The sequence below is a fragment of the Brevundimonas sp. genome, assembly GCF_016742135.1.
In the GTDB taxonomy this organism is placed as follows: domain Bacteria; phylum Pseudomonadota; class Alphaproteobacteria; order Caulobacterales; family Caulobacteraceae; genus Brevundimonas.
The window spans coordinates 408,572-431,644 of record NZ_JACVCG010000002.1; the positions used below are offsets into that span (position 1 = coordinate 408,572).

General features: G+C 66.6%; 24 protein-coding genes, 1 tRNA gene and 1 pseudogene. 10 read left to right on the plus strand and 16 right to left on the minus strand.

The features are described from left to right. Nucleotide 1: 1 nt before the first annotated feature. From IBJ06_RS05655 to IBJ06_RS05665, 3 genes are all read right to left on the minus strand, one after another. On the minus strand, nucleotides 2–790 hold the full coding sequence (locus IBJ06_RS05655) for a 3-hydroxybutyrate dehydrogenase (protein ID WP_292158522.1): 789 nt from the start codon (nucleotides 788–790) through the stop codon (nucleotides 2–4). Between the two features lie 132 nt (nucleotides 791–922). Continuing rightward, nucleotides 923–1,693: a peroxide stress protein YaaA gene (gene yaaA / locus IBJ06_RS05660; RefSeq protein ID WP_292158092.1), complete on the minus strand. Its 771-nt coding sequence runs from the start codon at nucleotides 1,691–1,693 to the stop codon at nucleotides 923–925. Between the two features lie 78 nt (nucleotides 1,694–1,771). After that, nucleotides 1,772–3,178, minus strand: coding sequence for an FAD-binding oxidoreductase (locus tag IBJ06_RS05665; RefSeq protein WP_292158094.1), 1,407 nt, complete (start codon nucleotides 3,176–3,178; stop codon nucleotides 1,772–1,774). A 73-nt stretch (nucleotides 3,179–3,251) separates the two neighbouring features. Here IBJ06_RS05665 and IBJ06_RS05670 point away from each other — a divergent pair, with 73 nt between their 5' ends. From IBJ06_RS05670 to IBJ06_RS05680, 3 genes are all read left to right on the plus strand, one after another. After that, nucleotides 3,252–3,659, plus strand: a complete 408-nt coding sequence (locus tag IBJ06_RS05670; protein ID WP_292158523.1) for an NUDIX hydrolase — start codon at nucleotides 3,252–3,254, stop codon at nucleotides 3,657–3,659. 93 nt (nucleotides 3,660–3,752) lie between these two features. Beyond that, complete coding sequence (locus IBJ06_RS05675; protein WP_292158524.1) at nucleotides 3,753–4,760, plus strand: SPFH domain-containing protein; 1,008 nt, start codon at nucleotides 3,753–3,755, stop codon at nucleotides 4,758–4,760. Nucleotides 4,761–4,778: 18 nt separating this feature from the next. Continuing rightward, nucleotides 4,779–5,240, plus strand: coding sequence for an NfeD family protein (locus tag IBJ06_RS05680; RefSeq protein WP_292158096.1), 462 nt, complete (start codon nucleotides 4,779–4,781; stop codon nucleotides 5,238–5,240). A gap of 64 nt (nucleotides 5,241–5,304) precedes the next feature. Here IBJ06_RS05680 and IBJ06_RS05685 read toward each other — a convergent pair whose 3' ends face one another. Beyond that, a complete protein-coding gene (locus tag IBJ06_RS05685; RefSeq protein WP_123286543.1) occupies nucleotides 5,305–5,517 on the minus strand; it encodes a cold-shock protein in 213 nt (70 codons plus the stop codon). Between the two features lie 282 nt (nucleotides 5,518–5,799). Here IBJ06_RS05685 and IBJ06_RS05690 point away from each other — a divergent pair, with 282 nt between their 5' ends. Beyond that, entirely contained in the window at nucleotides 5,800–6,456 is a 657-nt protein-coding gene (locus tag IBJ06_RS05690; RefSeq protein WP_292158100.1) for an OmpW family outer membrane protein, read from the plus strand. Between the two features lie 2 nt (nucleotides 6,457–6,458). Here the strand turns inward: IBJ06_RS05690 and IBJ06_RS05695 are convergent, their stop codons facing one another. Then, the gene (locus IBJ06_RS05695) at nucleotides 6,459–7,220 is read right to left on the minus strand and encodes a DNA polymerase III subunit epsilon (protein WP_292158102.1); all 762 of its coding nucleotides are present in this window, start codon (nucleotides 7,218–7,220) and stop codon (nucleotides 6,459–6,461) included. Between the two features lie 410 nt (nucleotides 7,221–7,630). Between IBJ06_RS05695 and IBJ06_RS05700 the strand changes: the two genes are divergently transcribed. Next, nucleotides 7,631–8,413, plus strand: a complete 783-nt coding sequence (locus IBJ06_RS05700; RefSeq protein WP_292158104.1) for a glutathione S-transferase — start codon at nucleotides 7,631–7,633, stop codon at nucleotides 8,411–8,413. 21 nt (nucleotides 8,414–8,434) lie between these two features. On the opposite strand, the gene IBJ06_RS05705 is transcribed toward IBJ06_RS05700, so the two are convergent. Both IBJ06_RS05705 and IBJ06_RS05710 read right to left on the minus strand, forming a co-directional pair. Next, nucleotides 8,435–8,785: an AraC family ligand binding domain-containing protein gene (locus tag IBJ06_RS05705; RefSeq protein WP_292158105.1), complete on the minus strand. Its 351-nt coding sequence runs from the start codon at nucleotides 8,783–8,785 to the stop codon at nucleotides 8,435–8,437. Nucleotides 8,786–8,923: 138 nt separating this feature from the next. Beyond that, nucleotides 8,924–9,013 (minus strand) — tRNA-Ser (locus tag IBJ06_RS05710). 307 nt (nucleotides 9,014–9,320) lie between these two features. Here IBJ06_RS05710 and IBJ06_RS05715 point away from each other — a divergent pair. From IBJ06_RS05715 to IBJ06_RS05735, 5 genes and pseudogenes are all read left to right on the plus strand, one after another. Then, a pseudogene (locus IBJ06_RS05715) lies at nucleotides 9,321–9,707 on the plus strand (septal ring lytic transglycosylase RlpA family protein); the annotation flags it as partial. A gap of 86 nt (nucleotides 9,708–9,793) precedes the next feature. After that, nucleotides 9,794–10,438: a dTMP kinase gene (gene tmk / locus IBJ06_RS05720; RefSeq protein ID WP_292158107.1), complete on the plus strand. Its 645-nt coding sequence runs from the start codon at nucleotides 9,794–9,796 to the stop codon at nucleotides 10,436–10,438. Continuing rightward, nucleotides 10,435–11,412, plus strand: a complete 978-nt coding sequence (locus tag IBJ06_RS05725) for a DNA polymerase III subunit delta' (protein ID WP_292158110.1) — start codon at nucleotides 10,435–10,437, stop codon at nucleotides 11,410–11,412. Before tmk ends, IBJ06_RS05725 begins: the two co-directional genes overlap by 4 nt. After that, nucleotides 11,406–12,194, plus strand: a complete 789-nt coding sequence (locus IBJ06_RS05730; protein ID WP_292158111.1) for a TatD family hydrolase — start codon at nucleotides 11,406–11,408, stop codon at nucleotides 12,192–12,194. Before IBJ06_RS05725 ends, IBJ06_RS05730 begins: the two co-directional genes overlap by 7 nt. Beyond that, on the plus strand, nucleotides 12,191–12,994 hold the full coding sequence (locus IBJ06_RS05735; protein WP_292158113.1) for an MBL fold metallo-hydrolase: 804 nt from the start codon (nucleotides 12,191–12,193) through the stop codon (nucleotides 12,992–12,994). The genes IBJ06_RS05730 and IBJ06_RS05735 overlap by 4 nt, the downstream gene beginning before the upstream one ends. A gap of 118 nt (nucleotides 12,995–13,112) precedes the next feature. Here the strand turns inward: IBJ06_RS05735 and IBJ06_RS05740 are convergent, their stop codons facing one another. The 9 genes from IBJ06_RS05740 to eno all read right to left on the minus strand — a co-directional run bounded on the left by IBJ06_RS05740 (nucleotide 13,113) and on the right by eno (nucleotide 23,036). Then, complete coding sequence (locus tag IBJ06_RS05740; protein WP_292158115.1) at nucleotides 13,113–14,933, minus strand: hypothetical protein; 1,821 nt, start codon at nucleotides 14,931–14,933, stop codon at nucleotides 13,113–13,115. A 22-nt stretch (nucleotides 14,934–14,955) separates the two neighbouring features. Continuing rightward, nucleotides 14,956–15,672, minus strand: coding sequence for a DUF305 domain-containing protein (locus IBJ06_RS05745; protein ID WP_292158117.1), 717 nt, complete (start codon nucleotides 15,670–15,672; stop codon nucleotides 14,956–14,958). Between the two features lie 126 nt (nucleotides 15,673–15,798). Then, nucleotides 15,799–17,202, minus strand: a complete 1,404-nt coding sequence (lpdA, locus tag IBJ06_RS05750) for a dihydrolipoyl dehydrogenase (RefSeq protein WP_292158119.1) — start codon at nucleotides 17,200–17,202, stop codon at nucleotides 15,799–15,801. A 10-nt stretch (nucleotides 17,203–17,212) separates the two neighbouring features. Then, nucleotides 17,213–18,484 carry a pyruvate dehydrogenase complex dihydrolipoamide acetyltransferase gene (locus IBJ06_RS05755; RefSeq protein ID WP_292158121.1) on the minus strand — a complete coding sequence of 424 codons (1,272 nt, stop codon included), beginning with the start codon at nucleotides 18,482–18,484 and terminating at the stop codon, nucleotides 17,213–17,215. Nucleotides 18,485–18,491: 7 nt separating this feature from the next. Next, on the minus strand, nucleotides 18,492–18,791 hold the full coding sequence (locus IBJ06_RS05760; RefSeq protein ID WP_292158123.1) for a DUF5076 domain-containing protein: 300 nt from the start codon (nucleotides 18,789–18,791) through the stop codon (nucleotides 18,492–18,494). Continuing rightward, the gene (locus IBJ06_RS05765; RefSeq protein WP_292158125.1) at nucleotides 18,788–20,176 is read right to left on the minus strand and encodes a pyruvate dehydrogenase complex E1 component subunit beta; all 1,389 of its coding nucleotides are present in this window, start codon (nucleotides 20,174–20,176) and stop codon (nucleotides 18,788–18,790) included. The genes IBJ06_RS05760 and IBJ06_RS05765 overlap by 4 nt, the downstream gene beginning before the upstream one ends. Before the next feature lie 2 nt (nucleotides 20,177–20,178). Continuing rightward, nucleotides 20,179–21,198 carry a pyruvate dehydrogenase (acetyl-transferring) E1 component subunit alpha gene (pdhA, locus tag IBJ06_RS05770; protein ID WP_292158129.1) on the minus strand — a complete coding sequence of 340 codons (1,020 nt, stop codon included), beginning with the start codon at nucleotides 21,196–21,198 and terminating at the stop codon, nucleotides 20,179–20,181. 117 nt (nucleotides 21,199–21,315) lie between these two features. Beyond that, nucleotides 21,316–21,648: a septum formation initiator family protein gene (locus IBJ06_RS05775; RefSeq protein ID WP_292158131.1), complete on the minus strand. Its 333-nt coding sequence runs from the start codon at nucleotides 21,646–21,648 to the stop codon at nucleotides 21,316–21,318. A gap of 110 nt (nucleotides 21,649–21,758) precedes the next feature. Further along, complete coding sequence (eno, locus tag IBJ06_RS05780; RefSeq protein WP_292158133.1) at nucleotides 21,759–23,036, minus strand: phosphopyruvate hydratase; 1,278 nt, start codon at nucleotides 23,034–23,036, stop codon at nucleotides 21,759–21,761. Between the last annotated feature and the right edge of the window lie 37 nt (nucleotides 23,037–23,073).

Consider the following 23,073-nt stretch of genomic DNA (forward strand, 5'->3'; position numbering starts at 1 on the left):
GCTATTGCGCCGTCCAGCCACCGTCGATGGAGAAGGCCGTCCCGTTGGCCGAGGCGCCCAGATCCGACACCAGATAGAGGAAGATGCCAACCAGTTCATCGGTCGTCACGAACCGTTTGGTCGGCTGGGATTTGAGGATTACTTCCTCAAGCACACGATCCTTCGAGATGCCGTGGGTGCGGGCCTGATCGGCGATCTGCTTGTCGACGATCGGCGTCTCGACAAAGCCGGGGCAGATGGCGTTGCAGGTGATGCCTTCGCGCGCGAGCTCCAGGCCGACGGTCTTGGTCAGGCCGATCACGCCGTGCTTGGCCGCGACATAGGCGGACTTGAAGGGGCTGGCCACCAGACCGTGGGCCGAGGCGACGTTGATGATCCGGCCACGGCCCTGGGCCTTCATGATCGGCACCGCCGCCCGCGTGGCATAGAAGGCCGACGACAGGTTGATGGCGATGATCTGTTCCCACTTGTCGGCGGGGAATTTCTCGATGGCCTCAACGTGCTGGACCCCAGCGTTGTTGACCAGAATGTCCAGCCGGCCCAGCTCGTGCTTGGCGAAGGCCACCATGTCGGCGACCTCTTCGCCATGACGCATATCAGCCCCGTGATAGCGGACACGCACGCCGCAGGCGGCTTCCATCTCGGCCCGGTTGCGCTCGATCTCGGACGGGTCGCCCAGTCCGTTCAGCACCACATCGCCGCCACGCGCGGCCACGGCCCGGGCCAGGGCCAGACCGATCCCGGAGGTCGACCCCGTGATCACTGCGACCTGGCCACGCAGGTCGTTCATGTCGCGCGGGCGGGCCTGTTCGGACTCTGCCTTGTCACCGCGCTTGGGCCACTGGAACATCGAATGCCTATTCGTGAGTGAAACGTGGCGTGATCTATAGCCGGTGATGCTGCGCTGCGCCACGCGGCGGTGTCAGGAATTTCCTGTTCGGGTGAATATCCAGTCGCTATCGGTCGACAGACTGGCCTGAAAGCCATAGCCGTCGCGGTCGAAGGCCTTCAGATCCTCGGCCCGGTCGATGCGGTTCTCGATGGCATAGCGCGCCATGGTGCCCCGCGCCTTCTTGGCGAAGAAGGAGATGATCCGGCTCTCGCCGTCCTTCTCTTCCCGGAAATGGATGTTGACCACGGGCAACTTCAGCGCCTTGGCGTCCACGGCCCCGAAATACTCCTGGCTGGCCAGGTTGACGAGGGTGGGATCGGCATGGCCCTCGGCATCGGCATTCAGGGCCTTCGAGATGCGGTCGCTCCAGAAATCATACAGGCTGGATCCGCGCCGGGTCTTCAGCCGGGTCCCCATTTCAAGCCGATAGGGCTGGATCCGGTCCAGCGGGCGGAGCAGGCCATACAGCCCCGAGAGAATCCGCAAATGGTCCTGGGCCCAGGCCAGATCGTCGGTCGTAAGGTTGCGGGCGTCCAGGCCCTGATAGACATCGCCGGCAAAGGCGAGGGCGGCCTGCAGCCCTTCTTCGCTGTCTGGATCAAAGGCCTTGAACCGGGCCTGATTCAGTTTCGCCAGATCCGCCGAAATCCCCATCAGCCGCCGCAGATCCGCCTGGGTCTGGCGACGGGCGGTGACCGAAAGGCTGCGGACGTCGTCCGTCATCCGGTGCGTCGTCGCGGGCACTGCGGTTACGGGGACGGAGAAATCCAGCCGCTTGGCCGGAGACAGGATCATCAGCACGTCGGGTCTCCCTGTGACGACGGCTGACTTAGGCAGGTTCGCTAGGGAATGAAACCGGCGGCAGTCCGTCGCAGGGCGTCAGAAAAGGACGCCGGGGTTGAGAATGCCTAACGGGTCCAGAGCCTTGCGAACAGCGCGCATGGCGTCCAGCTCGACCTCCGACTTGTAGCGGCGGGCCTCGTCGCTCTTCAGGCGGCCGAGGCCGTGCTCGGCCGAGATGGAGCCGTCGTAGCGCGCGACGATGTCGTGGACGATTCGCGACCCGGCCTCCCAACGACCGAGGAAAGCCGTCAGGTCCGCGCCCCCGGGGCACAGCACGTCATAGTGCAGGTTGCCGTCGCCGACGTGACCGAAGACGCTGATCCGGGCACCCGGTTCGAACGCCTCGACGGCGGCCGAGGTCTCCTCGATAAAGTCGGCGATCTGCGAGACGGGCACGGAGACATCGTGTTTCCAGCCGCCCCCCTCGGGCTTCAGCCCTGCGGACTGTTCCTCGCGCAGTCGCCAGAAGGCCGCGGCCTGGGTCTCGTTCGCGGCGATGGCGGCATCCGTGATCAGCCCGTCCTCGAGGGCTCCCGCCAGCAGGCGTTCCAGGGCCAGAGACGCCGCGTCGGGATCCCCGGAACCCAGCTCGATCAGCACCGACCAGGGTGGGGTGCTCTCCAGCGGCGCCCGCGTATCCGGGATCCATTTCAGCACCAGTTCGGTGCCCAGCCGCTTCATCAGCTCGAAGGCCTCGACCCCGCCACCCGATTCGGCCTTGGCGCGGGCCAGCAGGGCCACAGCCTGTTGCGGGGTCTCCAGCCCGACGATCGCCGTCGCCCGCCCGCGCAGGACCGGGGACAGCTTCAGCGTCGCGGCGGTGATGATGCCCAGGGTCCCCTCGGCCCCGATCAGCAGTTGCTTCAGGTCATAGCCGGTATTGTCCTTGCGCAGCCGCTTCAGCCCGTTGAACACCCGGCCGTCGGCGAGCACCGCCTCGACCCCCAGGACGAGATCGCGCGCCATGCCGTAGCGCAGCACCGACGTGCCTCCGGCATTGGTCGACAGGACCCCGCCGATGGTCGCCGTGCCCTCGGACGCGAGGCTCAGCGGAAAGCGCCGGTCGACCGCGAGGGCCGCCTGCTGCGCTTCATGCAGGGTCACGCCGGCCTCGACCGTCAGGGCGTCGTCCAGCGGGCTGACGTCGCGGATGGCACGCAGCCGTCGCGTGGTCAGCAGCACCTCGCCCATCGGGATCTGACCGCCCACCAGCCCCGTATTCCCGCCCTGGGGCGTGATGGCCACCCGGTGCCGCGCACAGATCGTCACGGCGGCGGCGACCTCCGCCGTGGAGCCGGGCTGCAGCAGAAGCGGGGTATGGCCCTGCCAGCGATCCCGCCATTCACGCAGATGCGGGGCCAGCGCGGCCGGATCCTCGCTCCATCCCTTCGGACCAAGGGCGGCTTTCAGTTCGGAGATCGCCGCAGGGGAGGGGACAGCCATATCCGCTTGTCTCAGATGCCGGGGCCGGGGAAAAGGGCGGATGGCCGATCTCTCGCCGACCGACTGTCCGCCCATGACCGCGCCGGTGGCGGCCGTGGGGGTGATCTGCCTGCGCGGTGATCAGGTGCTGCTGATTCGGCGAGGCAGGCCCCCACGACTGGGGGAGTGGAGCTTGCCCGGAGGGCGGGTCGAACCCGGAGAGACCCTGCGTACGGCCGCGCTCAGGGAATTGGCCGAGGAAACAGGGGTCGAAGCCGACCTGGGCCCGCTGATCGATGTGGTCGACGGGATCTTCCCCGACAGCGGTCGTCACTATGTCCTGATCGACTTTGCTGCGCGCTGGCGATCCGGTGATCCGGTCGCCGGGGACGATGCCGCCGAGGCCCGGTTCTGGCCGCTGGAGGGGATCGAGCGCCACGTCGCCTGGGACGAGACCGTGCGTGTCATCCGGCTGGCGGCATCCCGGCTCGCGGCAGAGTGATGCGGCTCTGTCCGGTTTCTGTGGCGGACCGGCATTTTCCGGCCTAGCCTGTCGCAAACACAGGGAGATGCGTGGCTGATGGGAATGCTGGATATCTTTGGAATTGTGGTCGTCGTCTTTGCGGTGATCCTGCTGTTCAGCGTGGTCAAGATCGTGCCGCAGGGCCGCGAGTTCACGGTCGAGCGTTTCGGTAAATATACCAAGACCTTGTCGCCGGGCATCAGCCTGCTGACGCCCTTCGTCGAGCGCATCGGGCGTCGGATGAATATGATGGAGCAGGTCCTGGATGTTCCCCAGCAGGAGGTGATCACCAAGGACAATGCCATGGTCAAGGTCGACGCGATCGTCTTCATCCAGGTGATGAACGCCTCGGCCGCAGCCTATCGGGTCGAGGACCTGCACTACGCCATCACCCAGCTGTGCTCGACCAATCTGCGGACCGTGATCGGCTCGATGGAACTGGATGAGGTCCTGTTCCAGCGCGACAGCATCAACAGCCGCCTGCTGACCGTGATCGACGCCGCGACCGAGCCGTGGGGCGTCAAGGTCAACCGCATCGAGATCAAGGATCTGACCCCGCCGGTCGACATCACCAATGCCATGGCCCGCCAGATGAAGGCCGAGCGCGAACGTCGCGCCGTCATCACCGAGGCCGACGGCGAGAAGCAGGCCGCCATCGCCCGCGCCGAAGGGGCCAAGCAGTCGGCCATTCTGGAGGCCGAGGGCCGTCGCGAGGCTGCCTTCCGCGACGCCGAGGCCCGCGAACGCGAAGCCGAGGCCGAAGCCAAGGCCACCGCCATGGTGTCCCAGGCGATCGCCGCCGGCGACGTCAATGCCATCAACTACTTCGTCGCCCAGAAGTATGTGGAGGCATTCGCCGAACTGGCCCGCAGCCCGCAGCAGAGAACCGTCATCGTGCCGGCCGAGATGTCCGGCTTGGTCGGCACCCTGGCCGGGGTGAGCGAACTGGTGGGCCTGGCCCGGGATCAGCAGACCCGTACGCCGCCGACCGCGCCGCAAGCCCCGCGGACCGCCGCGCCGCGCACCCCGCTCACCCCGCCCACTCGCCCGGCCGGCGGTGGGTCCGTGCCCCGTACCTGACCCTGAAGGGATCCGGCCATGGAAGCGCTCATTTCCCTTCACGCCACCCAGCCGTACTGGATCTGGCTGGGCGTCGGTCTTGTCCTGCTGGCCATCGAGTCGGCCTTTTCGACCGAGTGGCTGCTGTGGCCGGCGGTGTCGGCGGGGGTCGTGGCGGTGCTGACCGCCATCGGCCTGCGCTACGGCTTCGCGGTCGAGATCATCGTCTTCGGACTGCTGACGGCGGTTCTGACGCTGCTGTCTCGGCGGGTGGTCACGCGGGTCAATCCGGCAGACGTGCCGGACATCAACGACCGGGACGCGCGCCTGATCGGCCAGCATGCCCAGGTCATCACCCCCTTCCTCGACGGACGCGGGCGGGTGTTCATCTCGGGCTCGGAATGGGCTGCCGAGCTTGAGGGTGATGCCGCGCCGGCCGTCGGCTCGCGCGTCGTGGTCGAGGCGGTGCAGGGGGCCCGGCTCAAGGTTCGGGCATCCTGAACAGCAAAGGGCCCGCCCTCTCTGAAGAGAAGACGGGCCCCTTAAACGCAACTAAATCCGAGGCTTAGGCCTGGACCTGCAGTTGTCCGGCCGACGTCTTGCCGCTGCGCTGATCGCGCTCCAGCTCGTACGAGACCGTCTGGCCTTCATTCAGCGAGCCGAGGCCCGCACGCTCGACGGCCGAGATATGGACGAACACGTCCGTGCCGCCATCGTTGGGTTGAATGAAGCCGAAGCCCTTGGTGGTGTTGAACCATTTAACAGTGCCGGTAGCCATGTTGAGACCTCCGTTGGCGTTGGCCCGGGGAAACACTCCCTGGGCCCGTCGTGTCTGAGGTAACGGCTTATCTCGATGCGTCGCAAAGTAGAAAAAGGGCGTTGCGCAGAGATGTTGACCCGCCCCGTATGCGCGTGAACCGGGGCGAAAGCAAGGCCTTGGCCGAATTGCCGCACCCGGCGCGGCGTTGACCTGGATCAAGGCCAAGGTCGCCGGACGGGTGCACCGCATGACCCGGGCGCTGGAACGCATGGTGCGAGTCCACCGCCGGGGATGTCCGAGATGACCGCCAGAACCGCCCTGCTGACCCTCGCCCTGATGGTCGGCGCCGCCGGAGCCGCACAGGCCCAGACCGCCGAACCATGGAGCCCGCCGCGCGCCGGCGACTGGATCGTGACCGGTCGCCTGACCCAGGTCGCGCCCACGACCGAGGACAAGATTCTGACAGCGGCCGGGGCCGACACCGGCCTGCGGGTCGATGTGTCCGACGACCTGATGCCGACCCTGGGCTTCACCTATTTTCTGACCGACCATTTCGCGGTCGAGGCCATTCTGGGCACCACGAAACATGAGATCCGTGCCCAGGGCGGGGCCACCGATGTGGTTGTGCACGAGACCTGGGTTCTGCCGCCGGTCGTCACCGTGCAATACCGCCCGGTGACCGAAGGCCGTTTCAGCCCCTATGTCGGTGCCGGCGTCAACGCCATGCTGTTCTATTCGGGCGACGACAAGAACGGCTTCACCGTCGATCTGGACGATGGCCTGGGGCTGGCCCTGCAGGCCGGTGCCGACGTTGGCCTGACCGGGCCGTGGAGCCTGAACGTCGACGTCAAGAAGGTGTGGTTCAACACCGACGCCGAGATCAACGGCGGTGCCCTGACCAGTGACGTCGACCTGGACCCGTGGGTCGTGTCGATCGGCGTGGGACGCAAGTTCTGATCTCACAGCAGGGTCCGCTGGACAGGACCGGGCCCCCTGGTCCCGGCCTGTCCGGTGCGCCGCCCGATCTCCGTTTCGGCGCTGAAGCGGATGTCGATATCGCGGTCGCGGGCGAGCACGGCCAGAGCCGCATCGCCGAGGTCTGACCAGGGTCGGCCCCGGTTCGGGCCGCTCGGCACACGCGGCAGCAGGCCGGGCTCGCGGCTCCACTCCAGCAGCTGGTCCAGCGACACGGTGTTCAGCATGTCACGCAGATGGTGGGCGGTGACATAGGCATCGGGCAGGGCCCGGTGGGCGGGCAGGCCCAGATCATGGTCCAGCCCCTCGGGACGCCGCAGATACCGCAGCATCTGGTTGGAAAAGCGCGGCAGCTCCGGCCACAGGCGCAGGGCGCATTTCCAGGTGCAGATCCAGTCCGCCGCACCGGTCATGTCCGGGGTGCAGAAACGCTGCTCGAAGCCGGCCCGGTGGGCGGCCAGCGCGCGCGCACCCCCTTCAGGCCGCAGAACATCGGGGGCCACATCCCGCCAGTAGCCCGCGCCGGCCACCCATTCGTCGAGGATATGATGCACGGCCATGGTGCCGGGCGAGATCGGCCGCCCCGGGTCGACGAAACGGGCCCCGCGCGACATGGCCGAGACCTGCCATGTCCCGTCCGCCCGCTGCTCGACATCCTGCCAGCCGACCTCGCAGACATCCGACGCGCTGCTTCCGGCGGTCTCCAGGTCGATGACCCGGACGCGGGTGATGACAGCTTCACTCATTCGGGGTTCCGCAGAAAAAACCGTCTGAACCGTCTGAATAGTCTGAAACGGGACCGGGGGGAGTCAAAGGCCAAAAACAGACTCCACTTTCTCCATAAGGCCGGAAATCCCTGTCTGCACAGGAGGTTCTGCTCTCCTGCGGGCTGGAGTCAGCTGTCCGTACTCCAGGCCTGACTCCACCTTGAACGCCTGAGAGGTCTGAACCCGACCTCTGAGTCTCAACCGCTTCAAAGCGGATGCCATGACCCATCGTTCCTTCATGGATGCACCCCGCGCCTGCCGAGACTTTATCCTGCCACAACCCGCAGCCTGGTCGGGAAGATTGTCTCGAGCATCCGCGATCGGCGGACATCGTGGCGCGAAGGCGTATGGGACCTCGGTCAAGAGACCCGATCCCGGGCGACACTGCCATGCGCCCCCTGAACGTCGGCCGTTCGCACGCGTTGACCGGAGCAAGCCTCCATGGAGTGCACGCGATGACCGATTATACCCTCTATTACTGGCCGCTGCCCTTTCGGGGCGAATTCGTGCGGGCGATCCTGGCGTTTGCCGGCAAGACCTGGACAGAGCCGGACAGCCGGCAAATTTCCCGGCTCATGGAAGGCCCGGTGCACGCCATGCCCGTCCCGTTCATGGGGCCGCCCGTGCTTGTCGACGAGGCGAACAAGGTCGTGATCTCCCAGATGCCCGCGATCCTCTCCTATCTCGGCGAGACGCTGGATCTGCTGCCGGACACGCCGGGGGGCCGCGCGATGACACTGAAGATCGTCGGTGACGCCAATGATGTGATCGACGAACTGACCCTCGACGGGGGCCGCCAGATGTGGACCGACACGCGCTGGGCGGCGTTCGAGCCGCGTCTCAGGAAATGGCTGTCGTTGTGGGAGGAGACCGGGCGGCGCCACGGTCTGAAAAGGCGCTCGGGATTTCTTCTGGGTGGAACCCGGCCGGGGCTGGCGGACATCGTGACGGCGACGCTGTGGAATACGATGGGCGACCGCTTTCCCGCGCTCGACGAGATCACAAGGGAGGCCGCGCCGATGACCGCCGCCCTGTCCCGCAGGGTGGGGGCCCTGCCGCCCCTTGCCGCCCGGGCGGAGCGGTCGGGCGCCGAGTATGGAGAGAGCTGGAGCGGCGGGAAGATCGAAGCCTCGCTTCGCAAGGTCCTGGACGCGCGCGGACAGAAAGGGTGAGGTTTCGCAGCGATCCCCTTGTTACCCCTCCGGCTGTCGCCAGTGCGGATAGGTGACATAGGCGGTGACGGCCCCCTCGGCGTGCGAGCGGAGGGTGACGGCCTCTCCCCTGGGCATGTAGACGATCTCGCCAGGCCGCGCCGTCAAGGTGGCGTCATCGGTCGAGACGGAAAGCTCGCCTTCCAGAACGACCATGACGTCGTGCACCGCCATGGTTTCACTGAGGCTCTGGTTCGGTCCGTAGCGGCCATAGCCGATGGTGACCGGACCACCGTGTCGTTCGTCCAGCAGATTGCCGGCGAACACATCGGCCTCCTGACCCGGTGATCGCTCCATCACGGCGTCCGCGATCGAAAACTTCTGCACCTTCATTGTCTCGCTCCGCTGAACAGACAATGGAAATCGCCCGTCAACCTCGAGGTTCCGCCGTCCCTGGAAGCGCACCGGTCAATGCAAGGTATCGGTCGGGATCTCGCGGTCGACCCTGGTCGGAGGCTCCTCCGACGGGCGTGGCGGACAGGGTGGGATTCGAACCCACGGTAGGCTTCCACCTACGGCGGTTTTCAAGACCGCTGCCTTAAACCACTCGGCCACCTGTCCCCGGAGTGGACCGGCGTCATAGCAGGGGGAGGGGGCGTTAACCAAAGAAGAAAATGATGCGGGCATGCTGGCCGCCTCAAATTGGCTTCGGGGTCGGCGCGCCATGTCCACATCTGCATCCGCAGTTCGCATCCTGTTGATTGCGCTGGCGGGATTGAGCCTGTCGGCCTGTGGCACGGTGGGGGCCGCGGCCGGGCTGGCGGGCGATGTGGCCGAAGGCGGTTACAACATCGCGGCGGGCACGGTGCGGCTGGGCGCGCGGGCGACGGGGCTGACGGGCGGGTCGCGGTCCGGAGCGTCAGTGCGGGTCGACAATCCCGCACCGATCGTGCCGGGCACCATGCGGCCCTATCAGATCCGCGGGCGCTGGTACCATCCGGCCGAAGATCCGAATTATGAGGAGGTTGGCCTGGCTTCCTGGTACGGGCCGGGCTTTGACGGACGGCCCACGGCGACCGGCGAGCGGTTCGACCAGAACGCCCTGACGGCGGCGCACAAGACCCTGCCGCTGCCCGGTCTGGTGGAAGTGACCAATCTGGACAATGGCCGAAGCGTGGTTCTGCGACTGAATGACCGGGGACCGTTCGTGGATGGGCGGATCATCGATCTGTCGCGCGGGGCGGCGGATGAGCTGGGGCTGCTGCAGCGGGGTGTGGGCCGGGTGCGGGTGCGCTATCTGGGACCGGCCCCGAGGATATAGCGCGGGGTTGCTGCCATCGCGGCTGTTGATATCGACGCATCGGGCTTGGTTTCCCCCCGGCATGTCGCCATTCTGAGCGGATGACGCGCGGACGGTTCATCACCTTTGAAGGCGGGGAGGGTACCGGCAAGTCGACCCAGGCGGGGCGGCTGGCCGAGCGTCTGCGCGCGCGGGGTCTGGAAGTGCTGCTGACGCGGGAGCCGGGCGGTTCCGCAGGTGCCGAGGCGATTCGCGACCTGGTGGTCAATGGCGAGGGCGAACGCTGGTCGCCGACGACCGAGGTGCTGCTGATGTTCGCAGCGCGCAATGACCATCTGGAGCGGACCATCCGCCCGGCCCTGGCCGCCGGCCACTGGGTGATCTGTGACCGGTTCGCGGATTCCAGCCGGGCCTATCAGGGCGGGGGCGGCGGGGTGGACCGGGCCTTTATCGAGGCACTGGACCAGGCCGTGGTCGGGACGGACCAGCCGGACCTGACGCTGATCTTTGACCTGCCGGTCGAGGAAGGGCTGGAGCGGGCCTTTGGCCGGGGACTGTTCGAGACGCGGTTCGAGTCCAAGGGGCTGGCGTTTCACGCGCGACTGCGGCGGACCTTTCTGGACATCGCGGCCGACCATGCCGAGCGCTGTCGGGTGATTGATGCGCGGGGCACGGAGGACGGCGTGGCCCTGCGCGTCTGGGACGCGATCGAGGCGCGGCTGCCCCTGCCGAAGGTTCCGGCGTGACGGCTCACCCACGTGATCGCTATGACGAGGTCAGCCATGAGGCGGCCGAGCAGGCGTTCGTTGACGCCATGGCGGGCGGGCGGCTGCATCACGGCTGGCTGTTGTGCGGGCCGGAGGGCGTGGGCAAGGCGGGCTTTGCCTATCGCGCGGCGCGGCGCCTGCTGGGGGCGGCACCGGACCCCGCGCGCGGGCCGCTGGGCAGTGCGCCCGGAGATCCGACCAACCAGCTGATTGCGGCCCAGTCGCATCCCGACCTGATGGTGCTGGAACGGGTGACCGAGGGCAGCAAGGCCCGGCGGACCATCTCGGTTGATCAGGCGCGGGAATTGCCGGGCTTCTTTTCCAAGAGCCCGTCGCGATCCGAGTGGCGGGTCGCGATCGTGGACAGCGCCGATGACCTGAACGTCAATGCTGCCAACGCCTTGCTGAAGATTCTTGAGGAGCCACCACAGCGCGGCGTGCTGTTTCTGGTGGCCCACTCGCCCGGGCGGCTGTTGCCGACCATCCGGTCGCGATGCCGGCGGCTGAGCTTTCCGGTGTGGCGTGAGGACCGGCTGACAAGTCTGTTGCAGGGTCGGCTGGGGCTGGACGAAGACCAGGCGCGGGCGGCGGCGCGGGCGGCGGGAGGATCTCCGGGCCGGGCCCTGGCGCTGGCAGGAGATGAGGTCGCGGGTATCGACGCCCTGGTCGACGGCTGGATGCGGGATTCCGACCTGAGCGCGGTGATCCCGGTCGCCGAGAGCCTGAAGCGCGCGGATGCGGGGCCCCGGTTCGAGCTGATCCTTGATCGGCTGGCCGCCGCAGTGAAGGGCCGGGCCCTGTCGGGCGGGCCGGGCGCGGAGGCCTGGGCCGAGCTGTGGTCCAGCATCCAGACGCGGGCGGACCAGACGGCGGGGCTGAACCTGGACCGGCAGGATGTGCTGTTCACCCTGATGGCCGAACTGGACCGGGCAAGGGCGCGCGCCGCATGCTGATCGACAGCCACGTCAATCTGCACGCGCCGCAGTTCGATGAAGACCGCGATGCGGTGATCGCCCGGGCGCGCGAGGCCGGGGTCGGCCTGATGGTCGAGATTTCCGACCGGCTGGCGACCTTCGAAGCCACCCACGGGCTGGCCATGGCGCATGACGACATCTGGTGCACGGTCGGGGTGCACCCGCATGAGGCGCGGCACTATGCGGATCTGACCGTCGATCGACTGGTGAAATTGGCAGAGCGAGAAAAGGTCGTTGGAATAGGCGAGTGCGGGCTGGACTTCCACTATGATCTCAGCCCGCGCGAGACGCAGGCGGAGGTGTTTCGGGTGCATGTCGAGGCGGCCCGGCGGACGGGACTGCCGCTGGTGGTGCATACGCGGGAGGCCGATGAGGTCATGGCCGGAATCCTGCGCGAGGAGATGGCAGCCGGACCGTTCAAACTCCTCATGCACTGCTACACCAGTGGTCCGGAACTGGCGGAACTGGCAGCAGAATTGGGCGCATGGTTCTCGGTCTCGGGCATTGCGACCTTCAAGGCGGCCGAGGATGTGCGGGCGGTGATCCGCGACATGCCGGGCGACCGAATCATCGTCGAGACCGACTGTCCCTATCTGGCGCCAGTGCCGCACCGGGGCCGGCGAAACGAGCCGGCCTGGGTCGGGCACGTGCTGGACAAGCTGGCCGAGATCCGGGGCTGGACCCGCGATGAGGCCGAGGCGCGCACGACCGATGCCTTCTTTGCCCTGTTCGACCGCATTCCCCGGCCGGAGGGGGCATGAGCGGTGAACTGGAGATCGTCGTCCTGGGCTGCGGCTCGTCGGGCGGCGTGCCGCGTGGCGATGGCGACTGGGGCGCCTGTGATCCGTCCGAGCCCCGGAACCGGCGCATGCGCTGTTCGATGCTGGCGCGTCTGACGGGCGCAGACGGTGAGACAACGGCCCTGATCGATACCTCGCCGGACCTGCGCGAGCAGGCGCTGGCGGCCGGGCTCAAGCACGTCGATGCCGTGCTCTATACCCACGACCACGCCGACCAGACGCACGGCATTGATGACCTCCGGGTCTTCGTGTTGCGCAACCGCGCGCGCATTCCGGCCTGGATGGACGCCCCGACGCGCGAGGCCCTGGAGGAACGGTTCCGATACATTTTCGAGAGCCAGCAGGGTTATCCTGCTCTGCTGGAAGCGCGGGACATCCCTCCGCATGGCACGCCGTGGTCGGTCGAGGGAGCAGGGGGGGCCATTCCCGTCGTGACCTTTGACCAGGGGCATGGGCCGATCCGGTCCGTCGGCTATCGGCTGGGCCCGGTCAGCTATTCCAGCGATGTGGATGCCCTGGATGAAACGGCGCTGGAGGCCGTGCGGGGCAGTGAGCTCTGGATCGTCGATGCGCTGCGCTGGACGCCGCATCCGACCCACGCCCACGTCGACCGCGCGCTGGAGTGGATTGAACGAACCGGCGTGCCGAACGCTCTACTGACCAACCTGCACCTCGACCTCGACTACCGCTCGCTGAAGTCGCGCCTGCCGGCCCATGTCGATGTCGCCCATGACGGGTGGACCGCAAACTTCAGTCTTTGATTAGAGGCAATCTGCGGCCCGTTCTTTATTTCGCATAATATATCTTAGGCGATAAACGGAGAGCCGAAAAAGCCCGCCGGAGTGCGTTCCCCGGCGGGCCCTTTCGGTTCGCGGCAGACTAGCCTGCGGCGCGGGTCAGAACATCGGCCAGCGCGTTCATACGGCGCGCCGCCAGCGGCGCCACGCCCTGGGCTCCGGCAGCTGCCTTCAGCGAAGCCGACGCCGCGGTGGCGGCGGCGGCGTCGATCCGACCTCCGCGCCAGCCGGTGATCACTCCGGTCACCTGCTGGGCCAGGGTTGCCTCAATCGCGCCGGCGCGCTGCAGTTGATCGAGATAGGCCCCGGCGACGTCGGGCGTGTCGGCCCAGCTGATCCGGGTCTGGGTCTGGGGGTTGATCTCGTCCGTCATGATGGCTTCGGCGGCGGCGATCTCGGCAGCCGAAAGCTGGTCGGACGGCACCAGACGCAGCACGTCGAGGCCGCGCGCGATCTCGGCGGAATAGATCCGGCCGTTGAACCAGTAAGCCGACCACGAACCGCCGATCATCAGCCGGTCACCCAGCGGCCCCCGGTCGAAATAGGCGATCTCGGTCGGGGCCATCGGATCGGTGAAGTCCATGATGGAGACACCGCCCTGGTACCAGGCCTGGACCATCAGATCGCGGCCGGGCACCGGAATGATGTTGCCGTTGTGGGCCACACAGTTTTCGGCCGGTCCCTGGATCGACGGCAGCTTGTGGAAGGACCGTCCGCGCAGTTCACCGTTGGTGATGGTCGCGATCAGGTTGGCGCCCCAGTTGCCGGGTGCATCGGCCGTGCAGCGCGGTGCCGTGCCGCCGCCCCACTCGTCGGTGAAGACCACCTTGGTGCCGGTGTTGTCGAAGGTCGCCGAGTGCCAGTAGGCCATGTCGGGATCGAAGATGTCCGAGATGCGCTGCGGGTTCTTGGGATCCGAAATGTCGAGCAGGATGCCGTTTCCGGAGCAGGCTCCGGCGGCCTGTCCGATCTCCGGGAAGACGGTGATGTCGTGGCAGTGGTTGGTCTGCGCCGTCGCCTGACTGGCGACACCCGCGCGACCGCCCTTCCAGAGACCGGCCACCTGTCCGGTCTCGCGATCCTCGAAGATGCGCGGACGGTTGACGATGGCGGCGTCCTGGGGACGGTCCAGACGCACCTCGATCACGTCGATCGAATAGAGCGCCGTGTCGGGGTTGGTGGCGGGGTCACCATCCGAGCAGATGGCCAGTTCATCGCTGCGGCGAACGCCGGCCGTGGCCGAGTTATAGATATAGAGGATGTTCGGATCGGCCGGGTTCGGCACCAGGGTGTGCGTGTGCGAGCCACGGCAGGTCTGGACGGCCGCAACCTGACGCGGGGCCTTGATGTCGCTGATGTCGAAGATCCGCACGCCGCGGAAACGTTCGGGGTTCACGGCCCCGTCGGCACCCGAAGCGCCACAGTCCAGACGGCCGTTGTTCTGCTCGACCGACATGAACAGCAGATTCCCGTGGACCGAGACATCGCCCTGCCCGCCCGGGCAAACCACGGAGGTCACCAGTTCGGGGGCCCCTGCCCCACTGATGTCATAGATGTTGAAGCCGTTGAAATTGCCGACGAACAGGCGGCCGCCCGAGACGGCCATGTCGCTGTTGGCCAGGGCCAGCGGGCTGTAGCGCGGCGGATTGGCACGATAGGCCGCTGCCTCTTCGCGGGTGGTCGGCGGCGCGAAAATGGCGTCCGGATCGAAGAAGCCGGGAGGCGGCGCCAGGGTGTGTTCGAGCGCGAGGCCCGAGCTGGCCGAGGCCGCATCATAGATGCCCGGGGCAAGTGTGGTCCGCTCGTCGGAGGGAATGGTCTGGATCTGGGCCGAGGCGACACTGGCCCCCAGCAGGACGGCCATGGCGGCGACGGATGAATACAGGGCTTTGCGAACAAACATGGCCGCTCCTTGGGTCAAGGGTTCAGAGTTCAGACAGAAGGGATTGCATACGCAGGATTTCGGCCGACTGGTCGGCGACGACGGATGCCGCGAAGTCCGACAGCATCGGATCATTGCCGGAGTCCGGCCAGGACAGCAGCTCATCGACCATGTCGAGGGCACCCTGATGGTGCTGGATCATGCCCTCGAGGAACAGGCGATCGAATTCGGGCCCTTCGGCGGCGGCCAGCGCGCGCATCTGGGCCGGTGACAACATGCCGGGCATGATCGGAACCGTGTCGGGATCGACCGGCGCCGCGCCGTGGCCGCCATGGCCGGCGTGGGCGTCGTGGCCCGTACGAGCGTCGTGGGCCGTTGAGGCCGACGGGGCAGGTCCGTGGCCAGCGTGCAGGTCTGCGGCTTCCAGCGGCAGGCCGCGCGACAGAAGCCAGTTCTGCATCAGGTCGATCTCGGCTTCCTGGCTGAGGGCGATGCGGCGACCGATGGCGCGAACGGCGGGCGAACTGGCCCGGGTCTGCAGCAGCTCGACCATCTCCACGGCCTGGCCGTGGTGGACGATCATGTGCTGCATGAAGCGGACGTCCTGCTCGGTATAGGTCGTGCGGCTGAGGTCGACGGCCTCGGCGGCCGTGATCTGGCGCGAGGCGGCACCGGGGGCGCCCGGGTTCACGATCGGGGCCGCAACGGGGTCCTGGGCGACGATCAGACCGGCCAGGGCAATGCCCAGATAGTGAAACAAGACGCGAAACCCCTACCCATTCTCGACGCGGGGCAGACTAGGTCCGCAAGGGTCGGAGGCGCAAGGAGAAAGGCCCCTGCCCCAACCTTACAAATCGCTCATGTTCGCCCCGCGCGGCGCGCGATCCTAGATGTGGATCACCCGGCCATACGCATCCAGCGCGGCCTCGTGCATGGCCTCGGACATCGTGGGGTGCGGATAGACAATGCCGTGGATGTCCTCTTCGGTCGCCTCAAGCGTGATGGCGGTAACATAGCCCTGGATCATCTCGGTCACCTCGGCGCCGATCATATGGGCCCCGATCAGGGCGCCCGTCTTCGCGTCGAAGATGGTCTTCACAAAGCCCTCGGTCTCGCCCGAGGCGATGGCCTTGCCGTTCACCTTGAAAGGGAAGCGGCCGATCTTCACTTCGCGCTTTTCTTCCTTCGCCTGCTGCTCGGTGATGCCGACCGAGGCGACCTGGGGCTGGGCATAGGTACAGCCGGCGATGGGGGAATGGACATTGGGCGTCTTGAAGCCCGCGATGTGCTCGGCGGCGTGGATGCCTTCGTGCGAGGCCTTGTGCGCCAGCCAGGGCGCGCCGGCGCAGTCGCCGATGGCGTAGAGGCCCTTCACATTGGTGCGGCAGTGGCCGTCGATGGTGATGTGGCCGCGGTCCATGGTGACGCCCAGCGCCTCCAGCCCGATGCCGTCGGTATTGGCAGTGATGCCGACCGCCGAGATGCAGACCTCGGCCTCGAGCGTTTCGTCACCCTTGGCGGATTTGATCGAAACGGCGACGCCCTTGGTCGATTTCTTCACCGAATTGACGGTGCAGCCGGTGCGGAATTTCATGCCGCGCTTTTCGAACGCCTTTTGCGCGGCCTTCGAGACCTCGATGTCCTCGACCGGCATGATGCGGTCGACGGCCTCGACCACCGTGACCTCGGCCCCGAGCGCACGATAGAAGCTGCCGAACTCGATGCCGATGGCGCCCGAGCCGATCACGACGATGGATTTGGGCATGAATTTCGGCGCCATGGCCTCGCGATAGGCCCAGATGCGGTCGCCGTCGGCTTCCAGCCCGATCTGGGGGATGGCGCGGGCGCGGGCGCCGACCGCCAGCATGACGGCCTTGGCCTCGACCGTGCGGCTGCCCCCGGCCTTGAGGTCGATGACGACCTTGGGGGCGGCCTTGCCCTTTTCCAGCTTCGCCGTGCCCTCGATGACCTCGATCTTGTTCTTTTTCATCAGGAAACCGACGCCGCTGTTCAGCTGTTTGGCGACGTTCCGCGACCGCTGGATGATGGCCTCGAAGTCGAACCCGACCTTGTCGGCGCTGAGGCCATAGTCCTTGAGGTGGCTCAGGCTCTCGTACTTTTCGCCCGACTTGAGCAGGGCCTTGGTCGGGATACAGCCCCAGTTCAGGCAGATCCCGCCCAGGTTTTCGCGCTCGACGATGGCGACCTTCTGGCCCAGCTGGCTGGCCCGAATGGCCGCCACATAGCCGCCCGGGCCCGAGCCGATGACGATGAGATCGAATTCAGCCACGGTGTCGTCCTTACGCCAGCATCGTCACGGGGTTTTCGATCATCGGCTTGAACGCCTGCAGGAAGCGGGCGCCGATGGCCCCGTCGACCACGCGGTGATCGCAGGTCAGGGTGACCGTCATGACGGTCGCGACCGCCAGACTGTCGCCACGCACGACGGGGCGCTTCTCCCCTGCCCCGACGCTCATGATCGCGCCCTGGGGCTCGTTGAGGATCGAGGCAAAGGACTTGATGCCGAACATGCCGAGGTTCGAGACCGAGAAGGTGCCGCCCTGGAATTCCTCGGGCTTCAGCTTGCGGTCGCGGGCGCGCTTGGCCAGGTCCTTGGATTCCGTGGCGATCTCGGCCAGCGACTTGGTCTCGGCCTTGCGGATGATCGGGGTGATCAGGCCGCCGTCGATGGCCACCGCCATGGCGACATCGGCGTGGTGATGCAGGGCGATGCCTTCCGGCGAATAGCTGGCGTTGGCCTCTGGGACGGCCTTCAGGGCCATGGCCACGGCCTTCATGATGAAGTCGTTGACCGAAACCTTGATGCCCTGCGGTTCGAGGATCGCATTGACCTGGGCGCGGGCAGCCAGCAGGCCGTCGATCTCGCAATCGATGGTCAGCGGGAAGTGCGGCACGTCGCGGAAGCTGTCGGTCAGGCGGCGGGCGATGGCCTTCCGCATGCCGTCCAGCGGGATCAGATCATAGCTGCCGTCCGGGATGCCCATCTGAGCCAGAGACTGAACCTTGCGGGGTTCGCCCTGGGTCGCGGCGGTCGAGGTCGCAACGGTGCCGCCCTTCAGGCCCTCGACGTCGCGCTTGACGATACGCCCGTGCGGACCCGTGCCCTTGACCGACTTCAGGTCGACGCCGTTCTGCGCGGCGATACGCCGGGCCAGCGGCGAGGCGAAGATGCGTTCGCCGTCTTTCGCGGGGGCCGGTGAGGCCTTGGGAGCCTCCGCCTTCTCAGCCTTCGGCTCCGGCTTGGGCTCGGGCGTCGCTTCAGCCTTGGCCTCGTCCTTCGCAGGCTCAGCCTTCTTCGGCGCGGGTGCAGCGTCGTCGCCGGCCAGGCGGGCGATGGGGGTGTTGACCTTCACGCCCTCGGTCCCGGCCTCGACCAGAATTTCCAGCACTTCGCCCTCATCGACGGCCTCGACCTCCATGGTCGCCTTGTCGGTCTCGATCTCGGCGATCACATCCCCGGCCGAGACGGTGTCGCCGACCTTGACGTGCCATTTGGCCAGAACGCCCTCTTCCATCGTCGGGGACAGGGCGGGCATCAAAATGTCGGTCATGCGGCGCTCACTCCTTCTCGACGAGGGTCTGGACGTCGTTGCGCTTCAGGATGTCCGAGAAGCCCTCGAGGATGGCGTTATAGGCCTTCCGCTCATCCTGGCCGTGACGGACGGCATAGCCGTGGGCCATGTGTTTCGCCGCCAGCGCCAGCATGTGGCCGTACTGGCGCGGGTCGTTGAAGGCGGGCTTGATCGACATGACCGGCTCGCCACGCGACCACCACATGCGTGTGAACTCGACGGCATCAGGGTCGGAGGCAACGCTTTCCGGCGTCGTCAGCTGGAATTCGGAGATTTCCTGGGTCATGCGGTCACCGATTTCACAGCCTTGATGATCTTGTCGACGCCCGGAAGCGACAGGGCTTCCAGATTGGCGGCATAGGGCAGCGGCACATCTTCCTGATGCACGCGCAGGGGCGGGGCATCCAGATAGTCGAAGGCGTGTTCGATGACCCGGGCCACGACCTCGGCTCCGACGCCCATGGGACCCCAGCCTTCCTCGGCCGAGACCAGACGGTTGGTCTTCTTCACGCTCTCAACGATGGTCTCGTGATCCAGAGGGCGCAGGGTCCGCAGATCGACGACCTCGCACTCGATCCCCTCCTCCGCCAGCTTTTCAGCGGCCTGCAGGGCAAAGCCGACCATGCGGCTGTGGGCCGTGATGGTGACGTCGGTGCCCTCGCGGCGGACCTTGGCCTTGCCGATCGGCAGGACGTAGTCCTCGACCTCGGGCACGTCGAACTCCAGGCCGTACATCATCTCGTGCTCGAGGAAGACGACCGGATTGGGATCGCGGATCGCCGCCTTCAGCAGGCCCTTGGCGTCGGCGGCGTCATAGGGGGCAATGACCTTCAGGCCGGGCACCTGGGCGTACCAGGCGGAATAGTCCTGGCTGTGCTGGGCGCCGACACGGCTTGCGGCCCCGTTTGGCCCGCGGAACACGATCGGCGCACGGATCTGACCGCCCGACATATAGAGGGTCTTGGCCGCCGAGTTGATGATGTGGTCGATGGCCTGCATGCCAAAGTTCCAGGTCATGAACTCGACGATCGGTTTCAGCCCCGCCATGGCCGCGCCGACGCCCAGACCGGCAAAGCCGTGCTCGGTGATCGGGGTGTCGACAACGCGCTTGTCGCCGAATTCCTGCAGCAGCTCGCGGCTGACCTTGTAGGCTCCCTGGTACTGGGCGACCTCCTCGCCGATCAGGAAGACGCTTTCGTCGCGGCGCATCTCCTCGGCCATGGCGTCGCGCAGGGCGTCGCGGATGGTGGTCTTCACCAGTTTGGCGTCGCCGGGAATCTCGGGATCGCGCAGCTCGACCTTGGGCGTGGACGTCTCCGGCGGGGCCTTTTCGGGATCGCCTGTCTTGCCTTCGGCCGTGGCTTTCGGTGCGTCGGCCTCGGCCCTGGCAGAGTCCGGAGCGTCCGACGTCGGCGCAGGCGCGGCCGCGCCGTCCTCACCGGCCAGACGGGCGATGGGCGTATTGACTTTCACGCCTTCGGAGCCCTCGGCCACGAGGATTTCCAGCACTTCGCCCTCATCGACAGCCTCGACCTCCATGGTCGCCTTGTCGGTTTCGATTTCGGCGATCACATCCCCGGCAGAGACCGTGTCCCCCGCCTTGATGTGCCATTTGGTCAGCGTGCCCTCTTCCATCGTGGGCGACAGCGCCGGCATCAGAATGTCGGTCACGTTCAGGCCTCCACGTAGACGTCAGTGTAGAGCTCGGAGGGGTCCGGCTCGGGGCTTTCCTGGGCGAACTGGACGGCCTCGGCGACGATGGACTTCACCTCGGCGTCGATGGCCTTGATCTCGTCCTCGGTGGCCTTGGCGTCGGCCAGCAACTTCTTCACATGGTCGATCGGGTCGCGGGTCGTCTTGACCTCATCGACCTCTTCCTTGGCCCGGTATTTGGCGGGATCCGACATGGAGTGGCCGCGGTAGCGATAGGTCTTCATCTCGAGGATGTAGGGGCCGCCGCCTTCGCGCGCGCGCTTGACCGCCCTTGCCACCGCGTCGCGCACGGCGATCACGTCCATGCCGTCGACCTGCTCGCCCGGGATGCCGAAGCTGGCGCCGCGCTCGCTGAGCTGCGTCGTCGAGGACGAGCGCTCGATGCTCGTGCCCATGGCGTACTGGTTGTTTTCGATGATGTAGATGGCCGGCAGCTTCCACAGCTGGGCCATGTTGAAGCTTTCATAGACCTGGCCCTGATTGGCCGCGCCGTCGCCGAAATAGACGAAGGCGACCGAGTCATCGCCGCGATAGCGACCGGCAAAGGCGAGGCCCGTGCCCAGCGCAACCTGCGCGCCGACGATGCCATGCCCGCCATAGAAGCCAGTCGGCACGTCGAACATGTGCATCGAGCCGCCCTTGCCCTTCGACGAGCCACCAATGCGGCCGGTCAGCTCGGCCATGACCTCTTTGGGATCCATGCCTGCGCACAGCATGTGGCCGTGGTCGCGATAGCCGGTGATGATCTTGTCGTGGCCCTGTTTGACGCTTTCCTGCACGCCGACGGCCACGGCTTCCTGGCCGATATAGAGGTGGCAGAAACCGCCGATCAGGCCCATGCCGTACAGCTGGCCCGCCCGCTCCTCGAAACGGCGGATCAGCACCATTTCGCGGTAGTAGCGCAGCAGGTCTTCCTTGGTCGCGGCGGGGCCGTTGGACCGTTTGGCGGACGTGGATTTCTGTGCGGCGGCTTTCGCCATCCGGGCCTCCCGGCGTTGCGGCCCGTCGCACCTGCGCGCGGCCTGTCATTACGAAAGCGGCTTTAGCAGCCTTCGTTCCGAAAACGCAAAGCGGCCCGCCCGGGCTGTAACATTAGTTTAGAGAGCGGGCGCAGCCTGTGTCGGGGCCGGCGTCGTCAGGCTGACCCGGATGACGTGGTCGGCCGGGTCGGCATAGCCCAGCAGCACGCGCGCCCGCTCTTCCAGCAGGTCGCGCGACAGGTGGTCGGTCTGAAGGTAGCGAACGCGCAGTTCCAGCTCCTGGCGCTCCTCGGTCAGCCGCAAGGCCGCCGCCTCACGGTCGGCCAGGGTCGCGGCGCGCTCGTCCCCGGTCAGCAGGCCATACTGCCCGGTCAGGGCCTGCACCCCCAGATAGAGGACGCTCAACAGAAGCAAGGCGGACAGGGCGTAGGGTTTCATCCATTCAGGCACTGGGAACGCTCCTTCTGAGCGTGAACTATGGTTCCCGATGTCTGCATGAAAATGCCTAACGAACCGTAGCTTGGCCGCAGGATTTCAGCGCCTGAACAGAGTTGTCCGGCTTATTTGAGCAGCATGCCGTCGCCGAAATAGAGACCCTGGTCACCCAGCATCTCCTCGATGCGGAGCAATTGGTTGTACTTGGCCGTGCGGTCCGAGCGGGCCAGGGATCCGGTCTTGATCTGTCCACAGTTCGTGGCGACGGCCAGATCGGCGATGGTCGAGTCCTCGGTCTCGCCCGAGCGGTGGCTCATCACCGCCGTATAGCCGGCACGATGGGCCATATCGACCGCATCCAGAGTCTCGGAAAGCGTGCCGATCTGATTGACCTTGATCAGGATTGAGTTGGCCAGGCCCTCACCGATGCCGGCCGCCAGACGCACGGGATTGGTCACGAACAGATCGTCGCCGACCAGCTGCACCTTGTCGCCCAGACGATCGGTCAGCAGCTTCCAGCCGTCGAAATCATCCTCGGCGCAGCCGTCCTCGATCGACACGATCGGGAAGCGCTCACACAGGTCGGCCAGGTAGGCGACCATGGCGTCTGATTCGAGCGTCTTGCCTTCGCCTTCAAGGCGGTATTTGCCGTCCCTGTAGAATTCGGTCGAAGCGACATCGAGGCCGAGGTGGAAGTCCTCGCCCGCCAGATAGCCGGCCGCCTGTCCCGCTTTCGTGATGAACTCCAGCGCGGCCTCGGCGGAGGCCAGATTGGGGGCAAAGCCACCCTCGTCGCCGACGTTGGTGTTGTGGCCCGCGTCCTTGAGCGCCTTTTTCAGCGCGTGAAAGATTTCGGTGCCCATGCGCAGGGCTTCGGAAAAGCTTTCCGCGCCAGTCGGCAGGATCATGAATTCCTGGATGTCGATCGGGTTGTCGGCATGGGCCCCGCCGTTGATGATGTTCATCATGGGAGTCGGCAGGATGCGGGCCGTGACGCCACCGACATAGCGGTGCAGGGGCAGGCCCGCCGACATGGCGCTGGCCTTTGCGCAGGCCAGACTGACGCCCAGGATAGCATTGGCGCCCAGACGGCCCTTGTTGGCTGTGCCGTCAAGACCGATCAGGGTCTCGTCGATGCGGCGCTGGTCCTCGGCATCCAGCCCGCTGAGGGCGTCGAAGATCTCGCCGTTGACAGCATCGACCGCCTTCATGACGCCCTTGCCGCCCCAGAGCGCCTTGTCGCCGTCGCGCAGCTCGACCGCCTCGTGAGCACCGGTCGAGGCCCCCGAAGGCACGGCCGCGCGTCCGAAGGCGCCGTCTTCCAGCGTCACATCGACCTCGACCGTGGGGTTGCCCCGGCTGTCCAGAATCTGGCGGGCGGTGATGTCGGCGATGTCGGTCATGGCGTTCGGCTCGGGGCTGCGAATTATCAGGTCGCGC